Consider the following 17,354-nt stretch of genomic DNA (forward strand, 5'->3'; position numbering starts at 1 on the left):
ATTTTTGGAGGGGACAAGCTTGGATATAGATAGTCTGGTAGCACGCATTAACGAATTGGCTCGTAAGCAAAAGTCCACTGGATTGACGGAAGAAGAACTTGCAGAACGTGCCGAGCTAAGAGAAATTTATTTGAGCAATATCCGCAGTAATTTCAGACAACAACTGGATACCATTGAGATTGTTGATGATGAGAATGACAAAGGCCACCAAGGCAAACTCAAACACTAACGAAACCTAATGATATCTTTATGATATTTAGGTTTCTTCCTGTTATTTTGAGTGTGCAATCTATAGGGGGACATGTTGGTTTACAGTTATGTAAGCCGATACAAAGACACATAAGGGGGATTCACATGTCGCGTTCGTTCGAGAGAACGGTTAAGAAAAATTCCAAGCAGTTAAATCAGCAACGTAAAAAAAGTGGTCAACCAATTACAGGTACACCAGGTGAAGAGGTCTTTAAGGGACGCAGCCTTTTGTTCCCTATATTTTTGATCGGTCTCGCCTTTTTGTATCTGTTTATGAGCACGTTCCTTGTGCAAGCTCCGATGACAACCTGGGACTGGGTGACGATGCTGCTCTACGTATTTTTGGCAGTCATCTTCATGCTTCGTCGTCCGTACATCAAGATTAGCAGTAATCGGATTATAACGACGAAGGGTAATCGTGAACGTTCAATTGGGGTTGACGATATTGTCAAATTCAGAATTGAACCAGGTACAGTTGTTATCGAACATAACAGTCGTGGGAAAAGATGGGTGTTCACCAAGTTGTTGAACCGTTACGATACAGATGCGATTGCAGAACGTTTGCTTAAGTTTGCAAAAGCACATCAGATCACCGTGGAAACCGTTGAAAAGTAATTATTGCATAAAGGGGTAGATGATCGGAATGGCGTTAAAAGCGATTTTGTTCGACCTGGATGATACTTTATTGTGGGATGAGCGTAGTGTTCGAGAAGCTTTTCATGAGACTTGTCTAATTGCAGCTAAAGAAACTGGTGTTAAACCAGAAGAACTTGAAGAAGCTGTTCGTAATGAGGCACGCGGGCTGTATGAATCATATGAAACCTTTCCGTTTACCAAGATGATTGGAATCAATCCATTTGAAGGCCTATGGGCTAACTTTACTGGTGGGGATCAACCTGAGTTCCGTCAGTTGGAACAACTTGCTCCAGTTTACCGTAAAGAATCTTGGCGTCGTGGCTTGTTGAAGTTGGGTATAGATCGGGAAGATCTTGCTGAACAATTAGCCACACAGTTTGGAGTAGAACGGAGATCCAGACCTCATGTATACGAAGAAACGATGGATACCTTACGTGAGTTACACGGAAAGTATAAATTGTTGCTGTTAACGAACGGTTGTCCTGCGTTGCAACAAGAGAAGCTGGATGGTGTACCTGAATTGACTCCTTTCTTTGATGAAATCATTATCTCTGGTAACTTTGGAAAAGGAAAACCAGATCCGTCGATATTTGAACATGCTTTGAGTAAACTGGGAGTTAAACCCGAAGAGAGCATGATGGTGGGGGATAAGTTGACGACTGATATTCGTGGTGCTTTATCATCTGGCATCCAATCCGTATGGATTAATCGTGAGCATAAGACCAACAATGAAACCTATGCGCCTGATCATGAAATAACGCATTTATCGGAATTAGATCAGCTTATTGCTAAGTTCTGAGCAGATCAGCTATAACATCTTTCCTCAGCACCCTGAAACATTGGAAGCTTCAATGAACGATGATGTCGTTCTTGAAGTTTCCAATGTTTTTTTATTTGATCATGTTGACTCAATGACCTTGTTAAATGAGATTCTATTTTTTTTTTACTAAAAGTTATTGAAATTAGGGGGAAGCTGGATTAAAATATAACTAACATACTAGTATGACTAGTATTTAGATTGTCCTAAGCAATTTCTTTTGACTTAATTCATTTGAATGGAAGCTGAAGTCGTTGCTAACTATTTTTTTGATTTAATGTAAGCGCTTCATATACTTTAGAAACCTCCTTTCGATTTGGAGATCACACTACCTATCAAGTGCTAATTCATGATGTGAAGCACCTTGAATAGTGTGATTCTACATAAAAATTAAAATGATATCGCTTACATTCAGCTATGGTCTATTTCGCAGTGGGGGTGAAGTTGAAAGATTTGTTGTCTTCTACAAGAGGAGAAACGATGGGAATTCTACATGAATTATTCTCACTTATCAAGTTCTGGATCGGAGTGAAAACACATGGAGTCGGAAACCGCTAAAACAACGTTAACCATGACATCTTTACGTAAAGAAAGCAGATTACGAACGGCAGCAACCTTGTTTCGCAAAGACTGGCAGCTGTATTCACTATTAATCCTTCCCATCATCTATCTCCTTATTTTTAAATATGGGCCGATGATTGGTAATGTGATTGCGTTCAGACGTTTTGTTCCCGGGGGAAGTATATTTGGAGAAACGTGGGTGGGATTAAGATACTTCAAAATGTTCATTGAGGATCCTACCTTCTGGAGAGTATTCGGTAATACGCTGATGTTGGGCGGACTCGCATTGCTCTTTACATTCCCGGTTCCTATTATTTTTGCACTGATGCTGAACGAAGTGAAGAGTAAACGATTCAAAAAGTTTGTACAAACCGCGTCTTATTTGCCGCATTTCCTGTCCATCGTAATTGTTGCAGGTATGATCTTGCAGCTGACAGCAGTGAATGGTTCCATTAATGGACTGGTGGCTTTCTTCACCGGAGACAATATTCCTTTTATGCAGCGTGCTGAATGGTTCAGAACAATCTATATCACTTCTGAGGTATGGCAGGGTATGGGTTGGGGAGCGATTCTGTATCTGGCTGCACTGACAACCATAGATGATTCTTTGTATGAAGCTGCGCGTATCGATGGTGCCAATCGATGGAAGCAAACAATTCATGTAACGATACCAGGGATCTTGCCTACGATTGTGACATTATTGATTTTGAACATGGGTAATTTCTTGGCTGTTGGATTTGAAAAAATCTTACTCTTGTACAATCCACTTATCTACGAGACATCTGATGTGATCTCCACTTACCTGTATCGGGTCGGACTGGAATCCAGTAACTTCAGTTATGCTACCGCAATTGGCTTGTTCGAATCGCTGATCGGTCTGATTCTGGTGTTCTCCGTAAATGCCATCTCACGCAGACTGACACAAAGAAGCTTATGGTAAAGGAGGAGCATCATGCAGGAATCCAGATCTTACAAGGTATTTAAAGTATTCAATGTTATCTTTCTGCTGTTCGTGGTATTTATAACGCTCTATCCATTCTTGAATGTTGTGGCACAATCCTTCAGTAGTGAGTCGTATATTAATTCGGGCAAGGTTAGTCTGTTCCCAAGAGGGTTCAATGTGGAGACCTACAAGACGATCTCACGCGACAGCATGTTCTGGACGAATTATAAAAATACGATTATCTACACCGTTGTAGGTACATTAATCTCCATGTTCATGACGACTATTTTCGCATATGCCCTGTCCAAAAAGAGGTTGATGGGTCGCAAGTTTTTGACCATGTTTGCCGTGTTCACCATGTTCTTTAGTGGTGGATTGATTCCAAACTATGTTTTGATTAATTCCCTTGGATTCAACAACACCATGTGGGCTCTTGTTGTTCCGGGTGCAATTAGCATATACAACATGCTGATCATGAAGTCATTTTTTGAAAATATGCCTGAAGAACTGGAGGAAGCTGCCTCCATTGACGGGTTGAACACTTACGGAATCCTGTTACGCATTATTTTGCCGCTAAGTAAAGCAGTTATGGCAACCATGGTGCTGTTCTACGCAGTAGGTCATTGGAATTCATGGTTCCCAGCCTTTCTGTATTTGGACAAAAAAGAACTGTTCCCGGTCACCATTTATTTGCGCAATATGATTGCAGGAGCGACTAGCGGGGCGACTGCCGGTGCAACCTCAGCTGATAACCTGACACAGATTGCTGCCAATATTAAGTCAGTAACGATGGTACTCACCATCTTGCCGATACTCACCATCTATCCATTTGTCCAAAGATACTTTGTAACCGGTATCATGCTAGGGTCTGTTAAACAGTAAGACGCAGCAGCTGAAGTGATTCACATGATTAACTTTTCGAGGTTGTTTAACGTTTCAGGCAAAGTCAACCTAAACTAAACTCAGGGGGATAACCTAAATGAATCAAAAGCCACGTAAGTTTGTTGGTAAAATGGTGTTGGCAACAATGATGAGCGTTGTTCTGGCAGCATGTAGCAGCGGTACTGGAGCTGGAGGTGACGTCACAGAAGTTCAAACCAAGGCAGCGATGGAAACGTACAACGTAGGGGATACATTCAAGGCAACGGAGCCATTTAATCTATCCATACTATATAGTGATCAACCTACTTATCCATATAAAAAAGATTGGTTACTTTTCAATAAAATTACCGAACTGACGGGTGTTACACTTGAGCCAACGATTGTACCCATGAGCGATTACTCTCAGAAGAGATCTCTGTTGATTAGCTCCGGAGATGCACCACTAGTTATCCCTAAAACGTACCCTGGTGAAGAGGCTGCATTTGTGTCCTCTGGTGCGATCTTGCCGATTAGCGATTATATTGATTTGATGCCAAACTTCAAAGATAAAGTGGAAAAATGGGGTTTGGAAGATGAACTTGAAGGTCTTCGACAGGAAGATGGAAAGTACTATGTACTCCCGGGTCTGCATGAAGAAGTATGGCCAGATTACACAATACTCGTAAGAACGGATGTCTTTGAAGAAAATAACATCGCCATTCCGACCACATGGGACGAATTATACAATGCTGCCAAAAAGCTGAAAGAAATCTACCCGGATTCCATTCCATTTTCGGATCGCTTCCAATTCAATAGTACATTGAACATCGCTGCTACCGGATTTGGTACCAAGGCTGGATGGGGCTTTGGTAACGGATTGACGTATAAGGAAGATCAGGATGAGTTCGTATACACAGCTACAACACCAGAATACAAAGAGCTACTGACGTACTTTAACAAGTTGGTATCTGAAGGATTGCTGGACAAAGAAAGTTTCACACAGGATGATGATCAGGCTGTACAAAAATTTGTATCAGGCAAATCTTTTATGATTAACGGCAATTCCCAAACGGTAGTGCTGCACCGAAATGATATGAACAAAACGCTGGGAGAGGGTAAATACTCTGTTGCGAAGATTACAGTTCCTGGTGGGCCAAAAGGTCAATTAATGTCTGGCTCCAGACTTGAGAACGGTGTCATGATCTCCGGAAAAATTCAAAAAAGCGAAAACTTCAAAGCTATTATGCAATTTGTTGATTGGTTATACTACAGCGATGAGGGTCAAGAGTTTGCCAAATGGGGCGTTGAAGGCGAAACATTTACCAAAGAGGGCGGAACACGTAAATTGGTAGAAGACGTGAACTATAATGGTTTGAATCCAAAAGGCACAAAAGATCTGCGTATTGACTTCGGCTTCTCTGGTGGTGTGTTTGCCTACGGCGGTACAACAGATCTGCTGCAATCGATGTTCAGTGAAGAAGAGTTGAAATTTCAGCAAGACATGAAAGATACCAAGGAAGTAATCCCGGCCGAACCACCAATTCCATACTCTTCTGAGGACCGTGAACGGGTGACACTTCTAAGTACACCACTGAAAGATTATTCAGACCAAAATACACTTAAATTTATCTTGGGTGAGCGGGACTTGTCGGAATTCGATACGTTTGCCAAAGAGCTTGACAGTCAAGGTCTTTCTAATTATCTGAAGCTTGCCAATGACACGTACAAAGCCTACAAAGAAAATAAGCAATAATATCGTTAAGGTTGGCCAGATTACCGTTTCACACCGATATATAAGTGGAACGGTAATTTGTGCTAAAATGAATGAATACGGCTGATAGAAAGAGGTCTAGGCATGTCAATAAATCAAAAAATTAGAGGCTCGACCCGGGCATATTCATATAATCTGTTAAAAGAACGAATTCTCCATCTGGAACTTAAGCCGGGCACCAAGATTTCGGAGAAAGAGATTGCAGATGAACTGCAGGTGAGCAGAACTCCCGTACGAGAAGCATTCATGAAGCTTGCTGAAGAAGAACTGCTGGACATTATTCCACAGAGCGGAACGATTGTCTCTCATATTAATCTGGAGCATGTGGAAGAAGGCAGGTTTATGCGGGAGAAGATGGAGAAGGAAATCGTGACATTGGCTTGTGCTTCTTTTCCTGAAGAATACAGATTCCGACTTGAAACCAACATTGCAATGCAGGAAGTCTGTGTAGGTAAAAACAATTTCTATCGTCTTTTTGAACTGGATGAAGAATTTCATCAGATTTTGTTCCAGGGTACGGGTAAGCTGAGAACATGGAAAATGTTGCAACAACTGAATATTCCGTTTAATCGGTTGCGTTTGTTACGTCTAGCCGAGGACTCAAATCTGGAGGTCATTATCTCCCAACACAAAGATATATATCGGCTTATTACAGAGCGTAAAACGGAACAGGCTGTTCAGGTGATGGAAGCTCATCTTAGACTGGTTGTAATTGAACAGGAATCGATAAAAGCGAAATATCCGCATTATTTTATATAGTGCACCGTTGTTGTATAATACTGCCCGTACGCATATACGAAAACCCCTGTTCAATTGAACAGGGGTTTTGGTTAAGCAAGTCGGAACACGAGAGTGTTAGGCTTGTTTGATAAATGTAGGATCAGGGTATGGATCTGCGATCCAGCCATCTTTTTCGATGAATAGACGTACAGCAATAATTTGTTTGTTCTCCATCAAGGTGAAGAAATGCGGTGTATTCTCCGGTACGGAGATGACGTCTCCAGGAGACAGTTCTACATTAAAGTAGCCCACATCATCTGTAGCTTTGATAACAAAGATTCCTTTACCAGCTACAATCGCACGAATCTCATCTTCAGCGTGAGTGTGGATCTCTTCGAACTTGGCCAGCTTCTCTTCGATATCTGGTGTTTGCTCGGACAATGTGATGACATCCCAGATTTGGTATCCGCGACGTGCAGCCAAATCTCTGATTTCATAATCGTAAGTTTCCAAAACTTCGGTTTTCTGTTCATCCGTTAATCCAAAGTTATTTTGCAGATCAGTGTTCAGTTTGGACGCGTCCCACTTCTCATATAATACTTCGTATTTGTTCAAGAAATTTCGAACATTTTCGTCACCAGTGATGCGTTCGTTCGTATTTCGGATAACAATTTCAGCCATGTTCTTTCCCTCTTTTCCACTTGGTTTAATTGAATTATATCGGATTGCTCTGTTTTTGTCGATTCTCAAATTCCGTTCATAATTCGTGTAAACCCGCCATCTTTCGCGAGAAAACCCGATCTTTCACATTAAGTTAGTTTCTGTTAAACTAAGATTTAACGTTTTGCGGGGGTGAAGATATTGGATAAGATTAGTCTACACGATGCATTAAAACAACGAATATTAATCCTCGACGGTGCGATGGGGACCATGATTCAACAAGTTGATCTGACTGGCGAAGATTTTGGCGGCGAAGATCTGGATGGATGTAATGAAATGTTAGTGCTTACTCGTCCAGAGCTGATCCAGCGCATTCATGAAGAATATCTCGAGGCTGGCGCCGATTTAATTGAAACCAATACATTTGGTGCGACATCGGTCGTGCTTGCTGAATACGATATTCAGGATCGGGCACGCGAGATCAACCTGGAAGCAGCCAGAATTGCGAAAGCTGCGGTTGATCGTTTCTCTACACCGGAATCTCCACGTTATGTGGTAGGTGCGATGGGACCAACAACCAAAACACTGTCTGTAACTGGGGGAGTAACGTTCCAGGAACTTATCGACAGTTATTTGGAGCAAGCGCTTGCTTTAATAGAGGGAGGCGTTGATGCGCTACTGCTTGAAACCTCCCAGGATACCCTCAATGTAAAAGCCGGCAGCATCGGAATTCAGCAGGCCTTCGAACAGAGCGGTGTTACACTGCCCCTGATGATATCAGGAACGATCGAACCGATGGGAACGACCCTTGCGGGCCAGAACATCGAATCCTTTTATATATCCTTAGAACACCTTAACCCAATTTCGGTAGGACTAAACTGCGCTACGGGTCCGGAGTTCATGCGTGATCACATTCGTTCGCTTTCCGGAATGGCATCGGTTGCCGTTAGTTGTTACCCGAACGCGGGTCTCCCGGATGAGAACGGTAATTACCATGAGTCACCAGACTCGCTCGCTCAGAAGATAGGTGCTTTTGCCGAACAGGGCTGGTTGAATATCGCTGGTGGATGTTGCGGGACAACCCCTGCACATATTCGGGCTATGCGTGATACGCTTGCTCAGTACCCCCCAAGAGAAATGAACGGAACACATCCACCGGCATTGTCTGGTATAGAACCAATCTATATCGAACAGGACAATCGTCCCTACATGGTCGGTGAACGTACAAATGTGCTGGGATCACGGAAATTCAAACGACTCATTGTCGAAGGCAAATATGAAGAAGCTTCGGAAATTGCCCGTGCTCAGGTGAAAAATGGAGCGCACATTGTCGATGTGTGTGTACAAGATCCAGACCGTGAAGAGTCAGAAGACATGGTGAAGTTCCTTGAATTGGTTGTGAAAAAAGTAAAGGTTCCTCTCATGATCGATACGACAGATGCTTCAGTCATTGATTTGGCTCTTCAGTACTCGCAAGGTAAAGCGATAATTAACTCCATTAACCTTGAGGATGGCGAAGAGAAATTTGAGCTGATCACGCCGTTGCTTCATAAATATGGTGGTGCGGTTGTTGTCGGAACGATTGACGAGCGGGGTCAGGCGATTAGTCGAGAAGACAAGCTTGACGTAGCCAAGCGCTCTTACGATCTGCTGGTGAACAAATATGGACTCAAACCAGAAGATCTCATTTTCGATACATTGGTGTTCCCGGTAGGTACGGGAGATGAACAGTACATTGGTTCAGCCAAAGAAACCATTGAAGGTATAAGAGTAATTAAGGAAGCGATGCCGGAATGTCATACGATTCTCGGGATTAGTAACATTTCATTCGGACTGCCTGAAGCGGGACGTGAAGTGCTGAACTCTGTATTTTTGTATGAATGTACCAAAGCAGGTCTTGACTATGCCATCGTGAACACGGAGAAACTGGAGCGTTATGCGTCCATTCCTGAAGAAGAACGCAGGCTCTCGGAAGAGCTTTTATATAACACCAATGATGACACACTCGCGGCGTTCGTAGCGGCGTTCCGTAACAAGAAGGTAGAGAAGAAGGAAAAAATCTCGAACCTTTCATTAGAAGAACGTCTCGCTTCATATGTTGTGGAAGGAAGTAAAGAAGGATTGCTGCCAGATCTCGAACAGGCCCTTGCCAAATACACAGCACTTCAAGTGATTAACGGTCCACTTATGCGGGGGATGGAGGAAGTAGGTCGTCTCTTTAACAACAATGAGTTGATTGTAGCTGAAGTGTTGCAGAGTGCGGAGGTTATGAAGGCTTCTGTAGCATATCTGGAGCAGTTCATGGAGAAGAACGAAACTTCGGTTAAAGGCAAGATTATTCTGGCCACGGTCAAGGGCGATGTGCATGACATTGGTAAGAACCTGGTAGAGATCATCCTGTCCAATAACGGTTACCGTATCATTAATTTGGGTATAAAAGTACCACCAGAACGTATTATTGAGGCATACCGAGAAGAAAAAGTCGATGCGATCGGTCTCTCGGGTCTATTGGTAAAATCAGCGCAGCAGATGATTCTTACCGCTCAGGATTTGCGAACAGCAGGTATTGATGTACCTATTATGGTTGGCGGAGCGGCGCTAACACGTAAATTCACCAAAAACCGTATCCGTCCTGAGTATAATGGAATGGTTGTATATGCCAAAGACGCGATGGATGGTCTGGATCTGGCGAATAAATTGATGAATCCCGTTACACGTGAAGCGATGCAACTGGAGATGGAAGCCGAGAAAGAAGCGGATGCTTCAGGTGCTGTAGCTGTTCAGGCACTTCCAGAGCTTACACGAGTGGAGCGTTCGGATATTGCTGTAGATCATCCGGTTCTTGTACCGCCGGATCTGGAACGGCATACGATGCGCAACTATCCGTTATCCCATATTATTCCATACGTTAACATGCAGATGCTGCTTGGACACCATTTAGGGTTGCGCGGCTCAGTGGAACAACTGCTTGCTTCAGGTGACAAAAAGGCTACCGATCTGAAAGCAGTTGTGGATGATATCATGCAAGAGGCAGTTCGTGACGGGATTATTCAGGCGCATGCCATGTATCGTTTCTTCCCGGCTCAGTCCAGCGGTAACAGCGTCATTATCTATGATCCAAAGGACACCAGCAATATCTTGCATACTTTTACGTTCCCACGTCAAAAAGTCGAGCCGTTTCTGTGTCTGTCCGACTTCCTGAAGCCAGTTGAATCCGGTCAAATGGATTACGTTGGTTTCATGGTTGTGACTGCCGGACATGGTGTGCGTGAACTATCAACGGCGTGGAAAGATCAAGGGGATTACCTTCGCTCGCATGCTCTGCAATCCGTAGCACTTGAGGTAGCAGAAGGATTAGCTGAGCGTGTGCATCATATGATGAGAGATATCTGGGGATTCCCGGATTCTGCGCAAATGACGATGAAGCAACGTCACGGTGCACGTTATCAGGGGATCAGGGTATCCTTTGGATATCCCGCTTGTCCGGATCTGGAAGACCAAGGACCGCTGTTCAAGTTGTTACAGCCTGAGGATATCGGTGTGGAATTGACTGAAGGTTTCATGATGGAACCTGAAGCATCCGTATCAGCGATGGTATTCAGCCATCCGCAAGCCAAGTATTTTAACGTAGAAAAGGCATAAATCAGTTGAGTGTCAGGCAAAGCCCTCCGCATTGTCGGAGGTTTTTTGCTGGCAACGGAAAGAGGTGCGATCCAGAATGGAACTATATTTCCTGGGAACTAATGCTGGTGTACCTACGCTTCAACGGAATGTAACTTCCATTGGGCTACGCATGTTGGATGAGCGCAGAGCTTTGTGGTTGTTTGACTGCGGGGAAGGAACGCAGCATCAGATTTTAAGTTCTCCGCTTAAACTAAGCAAATTGGAGAAAATATTCATTACTCACCTGCATGGTGATCATGTATTTGGACTTCCGGGACTGCTTTCGAGCAGAGCCTACCAAGGTGGCACAACACCGTTAACGGTATATGGTCCTCCAGGTACAGAACGAATGATCAGTACAACCATGGAGCTTAGCCAATCACGAGTCAACTATGAGTTGAATATCGTGGAACACACGGGTGGCGTCCTGTTTGAAGATGACAGTTTTATCGTGGAAGCTGCTTTGCTTGAGCATCGAATTGACAGCTACGGATACCGGATTACGGAAAAAGATCGTCCAGGAAGCCTGGACCCAGCCAAACTGGCGGAATACGGTTTGAAACCAGGCCCATTGTTCGGCCGGCTTAAACGTGGAGAAACCATTACGCTGGATAACGGTGATTCGCTTCGTCCAGATGATGTATTGGGCGCGCCAAAACGCGGCATGGTAATCACCATATTGGGTGATACACGTCCATGTGACAATGTACAGCCGCTTTCCGTAAATGCAGATGTACTGGTCCATGAAGCTACATTTATGCATGATTTGGCCGATACAGCGCATGAGTATTATCATAGTACTTCAAAACAAGCGGCAGAAGCGGCTAGAGCAGCGAATGTCGGGCAATTGATCATGACCCACTTTAGCTCACGTTATAAGGATGAGGATCAACTGCAGCCACTTTTGGAAGAGGCACAGTCCGTATTTCCGAATACGAGACTTGCAAACGAACACCAGCTTATTCCCGTCGTGCATCGCAAGCAAGAATCTTAACCATGAATGCGATCCAGTGCACGGCTCAACACGTCATATAAAGAACCGGGTAATTGCACGGGACTGAGGGAGAGGAACTCCCGCGGTCCCTTTTGCAATCTGGTCAGAAAGCGTGTAGGATGGGCAATATGAAGCGGGAAATGATTCAAATTATTTTCCGGGAAAGCGCAGGAAATGACAAGCTTGTACAGAAGACGCGCGAGTTAAACCGTCTGTGTTCGATTCGGTTCGACTTGTTACATGCATATGTCAGCAAGCCATTATTTTTTGCCTGAATACATAGGTTCGCGGTCAAGTTCAAGGTAAATGATTAAGGACATGAAACGTTAATGGAATAAAGAAAGGAAGTGCTGTGTGTGATTAAGGCCTATCTGATTGATTTGGATGGTACGCTCTATCATGGCAGACATCGTATCGAAGGAGCCGATCAGCTTATTCGAACACTGCAAGAGCTAGGAAAGCCGTATTTATTCGTAACCAATAATTCTTCTCGCACACCACAAGGTGTGGCAGATCACCTGAACGGGATGGGCATCCCTGCCGACGCGTCTCAGGTATGTACTTCTGCTGTGGCAGCTGCTGAATACGTTGCTGAAGAATCTCCGGGTGCAAAAGTGGCATGTATTGGTGAAGCAGGACTGCTGCAAGCCATAGAAGAAGCAGGACTAAAATTGACAGAAGATGCACCGGATTACGTGATACAGGGGATTGATCGTGAATTTACCTATCACAAATTGACGAAGGCGCTAAGGTGGATTAATGCGGGATCAAAATTTATCATGACCAACCCGGATCTGCAGCTTCCTTCCGATGATGGACTGACTCCCGGGGCGGGAACGATTGGAGCAGCAATTGAAGCGGCAACCGGAGTTCGTCCTACAGTCATAGGCAAGCCGTCCAGTGTTATAATGAAGTCAGCCATCAGCCGGCTGAACCTGGCGTCTCATGAAGTGGCAGTGATCGGAGACAATATGCGAACCGATATCGCAGCTGGAGTTGCAGCAGGATGTGAGACGTTGCTGGTACTTACCGGTGTGACAACACGGGAAAATATGGATGGACACATTCAAGCAGCAAAAGCTCGACCTGATCATGTGTTTGAAGATTTGCATAAATTGATGGAGTGGCTGTCGCAAGAGACAGACCAAACTTCCAAAAAGGGGTAATGTACGATGCCGGAACTGCCGGAAATGGAAAATTACCGGACCTTATTGTCCGAGAAAATACTTGATCTACCGATTACAGGTGTTGTAATTAACCGCGATAAAACGATAAATACGGAGCCCGATCTGTTTATCAATGAACTTACAGGCAATCGCATCATATTTGTTGAGCGCCGAGCGAAGCATTTGATTTTCCACCTGGCTAATGGCAAACGTCTGGTGCTGCACCTCATGTTGGGCGGTATGATTTTCTGGGGCACGGAAGAGGAACGCCCTGATCGTTCCACACAGGTGGAAATCCAGTTTGGAGATCACATTTTATTCTTTATTGGACTGCGTTTGGGGTATTTACATCTGCTTACTTCGAAAGAAACCGAAGCGGCAATGTCCGATCTTGGACCGGAACCTTTGGATCGACGGATGAACGTTGAACGTTTTGCTTCTCTGTTGAAAGGTCGCCGGGGTACACTCAAGACAACGTTGGTTAACCAGCATATTATTGCAGGGATTGGCAACTGTTATTCGGATGAGATTGCGTTTGCTGCAGGTCTGAGACCAAGCTCCAAAACGCAGAACATCGCAACTTCACCTGAGCTGACGGAGCGCTTGTTCCATTCGATGCAGTCCGTGTTGCGCGAAGCAGCATCTGAAGGTGGATATATGGAAATGCCACTGATGCAAGGGGATACGAAGACCGGAAGCTTTGACGAGCAATGCCGGGTGTACGATCGGGAAGGCGAGACTTGTCCGCGCTGCGGGGGAACGATTGAACGAGTGGAAATTACGGGCAAGAAGGCATTCTTCTGTCCGAAATGCCAGCATGAAGCCTAACAACGGAATCGGGGCACATGTCAGCACGAGAGGTGGATTTCTACAAGCAGCCAAGAGAGCACATGCGATGGGAGCAACGGCGTTTCAGTATTTTCCGAAGAACCCGCGTAGTCTTGGTCTGAAAAGTCTGGATCTCAAGGATGCTGAGCAATGCAGGGATTGGTGTGAACAGCATGGACTGGCTTCGATTGCTCATTCACCCTATCCTACGAATCCGGCGTTGGGCATGACCCGTGGAGAGGCGGGGTTTCATGCTACAATAGCTTCTATTCGCAATGATCTTGAAATTTCGAATGCTTGCGGTTCTGTTGGAACGGTGGTCCATTTTGGACATATCAAAACAAATGATCCGCTGGAGGGGTATCAGAACCTCATACATTGTCTGGATACCGCTTTGGAGAATTGGAATGGTCATTCAAAGGTACTGCTTGAGAATCAGGCAGGTGATCATGGCCCCATGGGCACAACCATAGAAGAAATGATACAGATTCGCAAATTGAGCCGATATCCGGAGCATATTGCTTTTTGTTTTGACACATGCCATGCTTTTGCTTCAGGTTTGTGGTCGTCAGGCAACGAAGCGGCGATGCTTGACAAGGGCAAGGTGCTCGGATACTGGGATGATGTTGCTGCTGTACATTTTAATGATTCAAAATATGCGTCGGGTTCGTGTAAGGATAGACATGCGAGGATCGGACAGGGATACATCGGAAATGAATCAATGAAAGCATTGTTAACTGCGCCTGAGTTCCAAAAAGCGGTTGTTGTGCTTGAGACAGAAACGGGCGAAGATGGAACGCACCGTGATGATATAGCGCTCATGCGTTCCTGGCTATAATGGGGAGAGGAGCGATTTTATGCATGTTTTTTTGGATGACTATCGGGCGTGTCCGAAAGGATTTGTTCTGGCAACGAATGCAGAAGAGTGCTTGATGCTGCTAAGAGAAGGTGACGTGGACATTTTGTCTCTGGATTATGAGCTTGGTCCGGATTCGCCGAATGGCGGTGAGGTTGCGGCATCCATTGTACGTGAAGGTTTATTTCCACGTGAAATCTATCTGCATACAAGCAGTATGTTTGGTAAACGTCAGATGTACGAGATGTTATATAGCAACAAACCCGATTCGGTAACCATTCATAATGGTCCAATGACGGGTGAGGTCATGCTGAGTGTTGCTGCGGGAGAAGAACGTTCATGAAGCCAATTACATCGAAAATGTTAATGCGCGGCGTATGGGAAGGTATGCCACAGGCTGTATTTATATATACCCCTTTATGTGGGACATGTGCGGCAGCCCGGCGTATGTTGGAAGTCGTTGAGCATATGCTGCCAGAAGGCATTTTATCTGAAATGAACATCCATGACATTCCTGAACTCGTACAACAATTTCAAATTTCAAGCGTGCCAGCAGTGATGCTGTTTGACGGGCAGCAAGATGTTCCAAAAATGGTTTATCGGATGAGCTCTGTGGAGCATCTGCTCTCGGAGATCCGGAAGGCGGTGCTGAAATGAGTATAATCTCAATAGAACAAGTCTCACTTAGACGAGAAGAGAATCAGATTTTGGATAACGTACATTTGCACATTGAACAAGGCGAACATTGGGTTATTCTGGGTCGGAATGGTTCTGGCAAAACAACGTTACTGGAAATGATGAACGGATATATGTTTCCAAGCCAGGGACGCATTGAAGTACTCGGTAATCTGTATGGGCAATGTGACGTCAGGGAAGTACGTAAGGAAATTGGTTATATCAGCCAAACGTTGATTGAGAAACTCACACCGAGAGATCCGGTATGGGAGGTTGTCGCTACAGGAGCTTATGCCTTTTTGCGTTTTTATCAGACCATTCCTGATGAAGTAAAAGCCAAGGCGCTTAGTTTGCTAGATGATATGGGCTTTGCTAATCTGGCCAATAATCCGCTTGGCACACTATCCCAAGGGGAGCGCAAAAAAGTCATGCTTGCTCGGGCTTTAATGGCTGAGCCAAAATTGCTGATTATGGACGAGCCTTGTGCCGGATTAGACTTATATGAACGTGAGAAAATGTTAACTGAGATTGATCGGCTACGCCAGCGTAACATTACAGTGGTGTATGTAACGCATCATGTTGAAGAGATCGTACCTTTATTTACGCATGTGGCTTTGATCCGCGATGGACGTATTGCGGCGGCTGGCCCCAAGCATGAAGTTTTGACACAAGATACAATTAAGCATACGTACGATGTTCCGGTCGATATCCAGTGGGATAACGGTCGTCCGTGGATACGCGTACGTTCTGGAGGGTAACACAATTTGAGTACACAATCGTCTTGGGAAGAAGGCAACTTCTCCCGTTTTATCTGCACAGCCAATCATGGCTTTGCCCCATATGCTCAGGAAGAGTTGCGCCGTACATTTGGTGCGGTCAAGAGCACGGTACTCGTACCAGGAGAAATTTTACTTGCGAGTCTGCCTATAGCAGAGGAAGAAGTCTCGGGTAAGCTGTGGGAAGAGTATCCAACGTTTTTACGTCATATCCAGCCTGTTCAGTTTCAGGAGAATACAGAAGATTCGGAGCAGTCAATTGAGAAATTGATTGCATTTGTAATGAATCATAAGGAACTGACGGGTACCCCTGTCGTACTACAGGTACGGAAGACAGACGGGGCCTTTTGGCAAGAAAATGCAGCTTCATTGAAGCAATTGCTGACAGAAAAACTGGATGAGCTAGGCTGTGAATGGGTTGTACGTGATGCTGAATATGTCATTTCGGTATTTGCTGCGAATGATATGTTGTATGCTGGCGTATCCAGACCTGAACAGAACCTGTCAGACTGGAGCGGGGGAGCCGTACGTTTTCAAAAAGAAGATGGACAGATCTCGCGTGCCAAGTTCAAGTTGCTTGAAGCCGAGCAAACGTTTGGCATTGACTTTACTTCATTTCATAGAGCACTTGATATCGGTGCAGCACCAGGTGGATGGACCTCGTTCCTGCTTGAACGCGGGCTTGAAGTAACGGCAGTAGATCCGGCGAAGATGGATGCAACGCTGCTGGCATCACCAAAATTGACATTCTTGAAGAAAAATGCAGGGGATGTACGCTTTCGCGAAGGAGAATTCGATCTGCTCGTATGTGATATGAGTTGGAGTCCCAAGCTGATGAGCCGACTTGTATCAGACCTTCTATATAGTCTTCAACCTGGGGGAACAGCGATTGTTACCGTGAAGTTATTGCATAAAAAACCGCTCGCACTCATTAAGGATGTTATCGATACGTTTGAGCGTTCGCGGATGCAGATACAACGTTCCAAGCAGTTGTTCCATAACCGGGAAGAGATCACACTCTATATGGTTAAATATTAAGAGATCTAACCTTGCTTAAAGCAACTAAAGGTGTTATGAAATTGATTCGATAAAGCTTATTAGAATTTGTGCTTTACAATCTATTCCTGCCTGTACTATAATGATACCAATATTAACCATAACAAACCTAAGGGAAAGCA

17 protein-coding genes are annotated in these 17,354 nt (G+C 44.6%); 16 read left to right on the forward strand and 1 reads right to left on the reverse strand.

Annotated elements, in window-relative coordinates:
* Positions 1-19: 19 nt before the first annotated feature.
* The 7 genes from MHH93_RS00820 to MHH93_RS00850 all read left to right on the forward strand — a co-directional run bounded on the left by MHH93_RS00820 (position 20) and on the right by MHH93_RS00850 (position 6,597).
* Positions 20-229: a DUF896 domain-containing protein gene (locus MHH93_RS00820; RefSeq protein ID WP_500052190.1), complete on the forward strand. Its 210-nt coding sequence runs from the start codon at positions 20-22 to the stop codon at positions 227-229.
* Positions 230-354: 125 nt separating this feature from the next.
* Positions 355-864 carry a hypothetical protein gene (locus MHH93_RS00825; protein ID WP_017688037.1) on the forward strand — a complete coding sequence of 170 codons (510 nt, stop codon included), beginning with the start codon at positions 355-357 and terminating at the stop codon, positions 862-864.
* A gap of 28 nt (positions 865-892) precedes the next feature.
* Positions 893-1,684 (forward strand): HAD family hydrolase, encoded by a 792-nt coding sequence (locus tag MHH93_RS00830; protein WP_500052191.1) that lies wholly within the window; start codon positions 893-895, stop codon positions 1,682-1,684.
* Positions 1,685-2,273: 589 nt separating this feature from the next.
* The gene (locus MHH93_RS00835) at positions 2,274-3,203 is read left to right on the forward strand and encodes an ABC transporter permease (RefSeq protein ID WP_371129062.1); all 930 of its coding nucleotides are present in this window, start codon (positions 2,274-2,276) and stop codon (positions 3,201-3,203) included.
* Between the two features lie 12 nt (positions 3,204-3,215).
* Positions 3,216-4,088, forward strand: coding sequence for a carbohydrate ABC transporter permease (locus MHH93_RS00840; protein WP_091020710.1), 873 nt, complete (start codon positions 3,216-3,218; stop codon positions 4,086-4,088).
* 97 nt (positions 4,089-4,185) lie between these two features.
* Positions 4,186-5,820 (forward strand): ABC transporter substrate-binding protein, encoded by a 1,635-nt coding sequence (locus MHH93_RS00845; RefSeq protein WP_500052193.1) that lies wholly within the window; start codon positions 4,186-4,188, stop codon positions 5,818-5,820.
* A gap of 102 nt (positions 5,821-5,922) precedes the next feature.
* Positions 5,923-6,597, forward strand: coding sequence for a GntR family transcriptional regulator (locus MHH93_RS00850; RefSeq protein WP_500052194.1), 675 nt, complete (start codon positions 5,923-5,925; stop codon positions 6,595-6,597).
* A gap of 96 nt (positions 6,598-6,693) precedes the next feature.
* On the opposite strand, the gene MHH93_RS00855 is transcribed toward MHH93_RS00850, so the two are convergent.
* Entirely contained in the window at positions 6,694-7,239 is a 546-nt protein-coding gene (locus tag MHH93_RS00855) for a cupin domain-containing protein (RefSeq protein ID WP_047843398.1), read from the reverse strand.
* Positions 7,240-7,419: 180 nt separating this feature from the next.
* Here MHH93_RS00855 and metH point away from each other — a divergent pair, with 180 nt between their 5' ends.
* From metH to MHH93_RS00900, 9 genes are all read left to right on the forward strand, one after another.
* A complete protein-coding gene (metH, locus tag MHH93_RS00860) occupies positions 7,420-10,860 on the forward strand; it encodes a methionine synthase (RefSeq protein ID WP_500052196.1) in 3,441 nt (1,146 codons plus the stop codon).
* A gap of 76 nt (positions 10,861-10,936) precedes the next feature.
* The gene (gene rnz, locus MHH93_RS00865) at positions 10,937-11,875 is read left to right on the forward strand and encodes a ribonuclease Z (protein ID WP_500052198.1); all 939 of its coding nucleotides are present in this window, start codon (positions 10,937-10,939) and stop codon (positions 11,873-11,875) included.
* 356 nt (positions 11,876-12,231) lie between these two features.
* Positions 12,232-13,041: a 5' nucleotidase NucF gene (gene nucF / locus MHH93_RS00870; protein ID WP_500052200.1), complete on the forward strand. Its 810-nt coding sequence runs from the start codon at positions 12,232-12,234 to the stop codon at positions 13,039-13,041.
* A gap of 6 nt (positions 13,042-13,047) precedes the next feature.
* The gene (locus tag MHH93_RS00875; RefSeq protein ID WP_339234519.1) at positions 13,048-13,869 is read left to right on the forward strand and encodes an Fpg/Nei family DNA glycosylase; all 822 of its coding nucleotides are present in this window, start codon (positions 13,048-13,050) and stop codon (positions 13,867-13,869) included.
* Positions 13,859-14,707 (forward strand): deoxyribonuclease IV, encoded by an 849-nt coding sequence (locus MHH93_RS00880; protein WP_500053290.1) that lies wholly within the window; start codon positions 13,859-13,861, stop codon positions 14,705-14,707. Before MHH93_RS00875 ends, MHH93_RS00880 begins: the two co-directional genes overlap by 11 nt.
* Positions 14,708-14,726: 19 nt before the next feature.
* The gene (locus MHH93_RS00885; RefSeq protein WP_500052201.1) at positions 14,727-15,068 is read left to right on the forward strand and encodes a cyclic-phosphate processing receiver domain-containing protein; all 342 of its coding nucleotides are present in this window, start codon (positions 14,727-14,729) and stop codon (positions 15,066-15,068) included.
* Positions 15,065-15,382: a thioredoxin family protein gene (locus tag MHH93_RS00890; RefSeq protein ID WP_062834898.1), complete on the forward strand. Its 318-nt coding sequence runs from the start codon at positions 15,065-15,067 to the stop codon at positions 15,380-15,382. Before MHH93_RS00885 ends, MHH93_RS00890 begins: the two co-directional genes overlap by 4 nt.
* Complete coding sequence (locus MHH93_RS00895; protein ID WP_500052202.1) at positions 15,379-16,158, forward strand: ABC transporter ATP-binding protein; 780 nt, start codon at positions 15,379-15,381, stop codon at positions 16,156-16,158. Before MHH93_RS00890 ends, MHH93_RS00895 begins: the two co-directional genes overlap by 4 nt.
* A gap of 6 nt (positions 16,159-16,164) precedes the next feature.
* A complete protein-coding gene (locus MHH93_RS00900; protein ID WP_500052204.1) occupies positions 16,165-17,214 on the forward strand; it encodes an SAM-dependent methyltransferase in 1,050 nt (349 codons plus the stop codon).
* Positions 17,215-17,354: the final 140 nt, after the last annotated feature.

This window comes from Priestia sp. FSL H7-0729, from assembly GCF_038005685.1.
In the GTDB taxonomy this organism is placed as follows: Bacteria; Bacillota; Bacilli; order Paenibacillales; family Paenibacillaceae; genus Paenibacillus.

What these genes read in the sequence shown, in the direction of transcription:
- MHH93_RS00825 (WP_017688037.1), top strand. Translation starts at nt 355, where the DNA reads ATGTCGCGTTCGTTCGAGAGAACGGTTAAGAAAAATTCCAAGCAGTTA.
- MHH93_RS00830 (WP_500052191.1), top strand. Translation starts at nt 893, where the DNA reads ATGGCGTTAAAAGCGATTTTGTTCGACCTGGATGATACTTTATTGTGG.
- MHH93_RS00835 (WP_371129062.1), top strand. Translation starts at nt 2,274, where the DNA reads ATGACATCTTTACGTAAAGAAAGCAGATTACGAACGGCAGCAACCTTG.
- MHH93_RS00840 (WP_091020710.1), top strand. Translation starts at nt 3,216, where the DNA reads ATGCAGGAATCCAGATCTTACAAGGTATTTAAAGTATTCAATGTTATC.
- MHH93_RS00845 (WP_500052193.1), top strand. Translation starts at nt 4,186, where the DNA reads ATGAATCAAAAGCCACGTAAGTTTGTTGGTAAAATGGTGTTGGCAACA.
- MHH93_RS00850 (WP_500052194.1), top strand. Translation starts at nt 5,923, where the DNA reads ATGTCAATAAATCAAAAAATTAGAGGCTCGACCCGGGCATATTCATAT.
- MHH93_RS00855 (WP_047843398.1), bottom strand. Translation starts at nt 7,239, where the DNA reads ATGGCTGAAATTGTTATCCGAAATACGAACGAACGCATCACTGGTGAC.
- rnz (WP_500052198.1), top strand. Translation starts at nt 10,937, where the DNA reads ATGGAACTATATTTCCTGGGAACTAATGCTGGTGTACCTACGCTTCAA.
- MHH93_RS00875 (WP_339234519.1), top strand. Translation starts at nt 13,048, where the DNA reads ATGCCGGAACTGCCGGAAATGGAAAATTACCGGACCTTATTGTCCGAG.
- MHH93_RS00880 (WP_500053290.1), top strand. Translation starts at nt 13,859, where the DNA reads ATGAAGCCTAACAACGGAATCGGGGCACATGTCAGCACGAGAGGTGGA.
- MHH93_RS00885 (WP_500052201.1), top strand. Translation starts at nt 14,727, where the DNA reads ATGCATGTTTTTTTGGATGACTATCGGGCGTGTCCGAAAGGATTTGTT.
- MHH93_RS00890 (WP_062834898.1), top strand. Translation starts at nt 15,065, where the DNA reads ATGAAGCCAATTACATCGAAAATGTTAATGCGCGGCGTATGGGAAGGT.
- MHH93_RS00895 (WP_500052202.1), top strand. Translation starts at nt 15,379, where the DNA reads ATGAGTATAATCTCAATAGAACAAGTCTCACTTAGACGAGAAGAGAAT.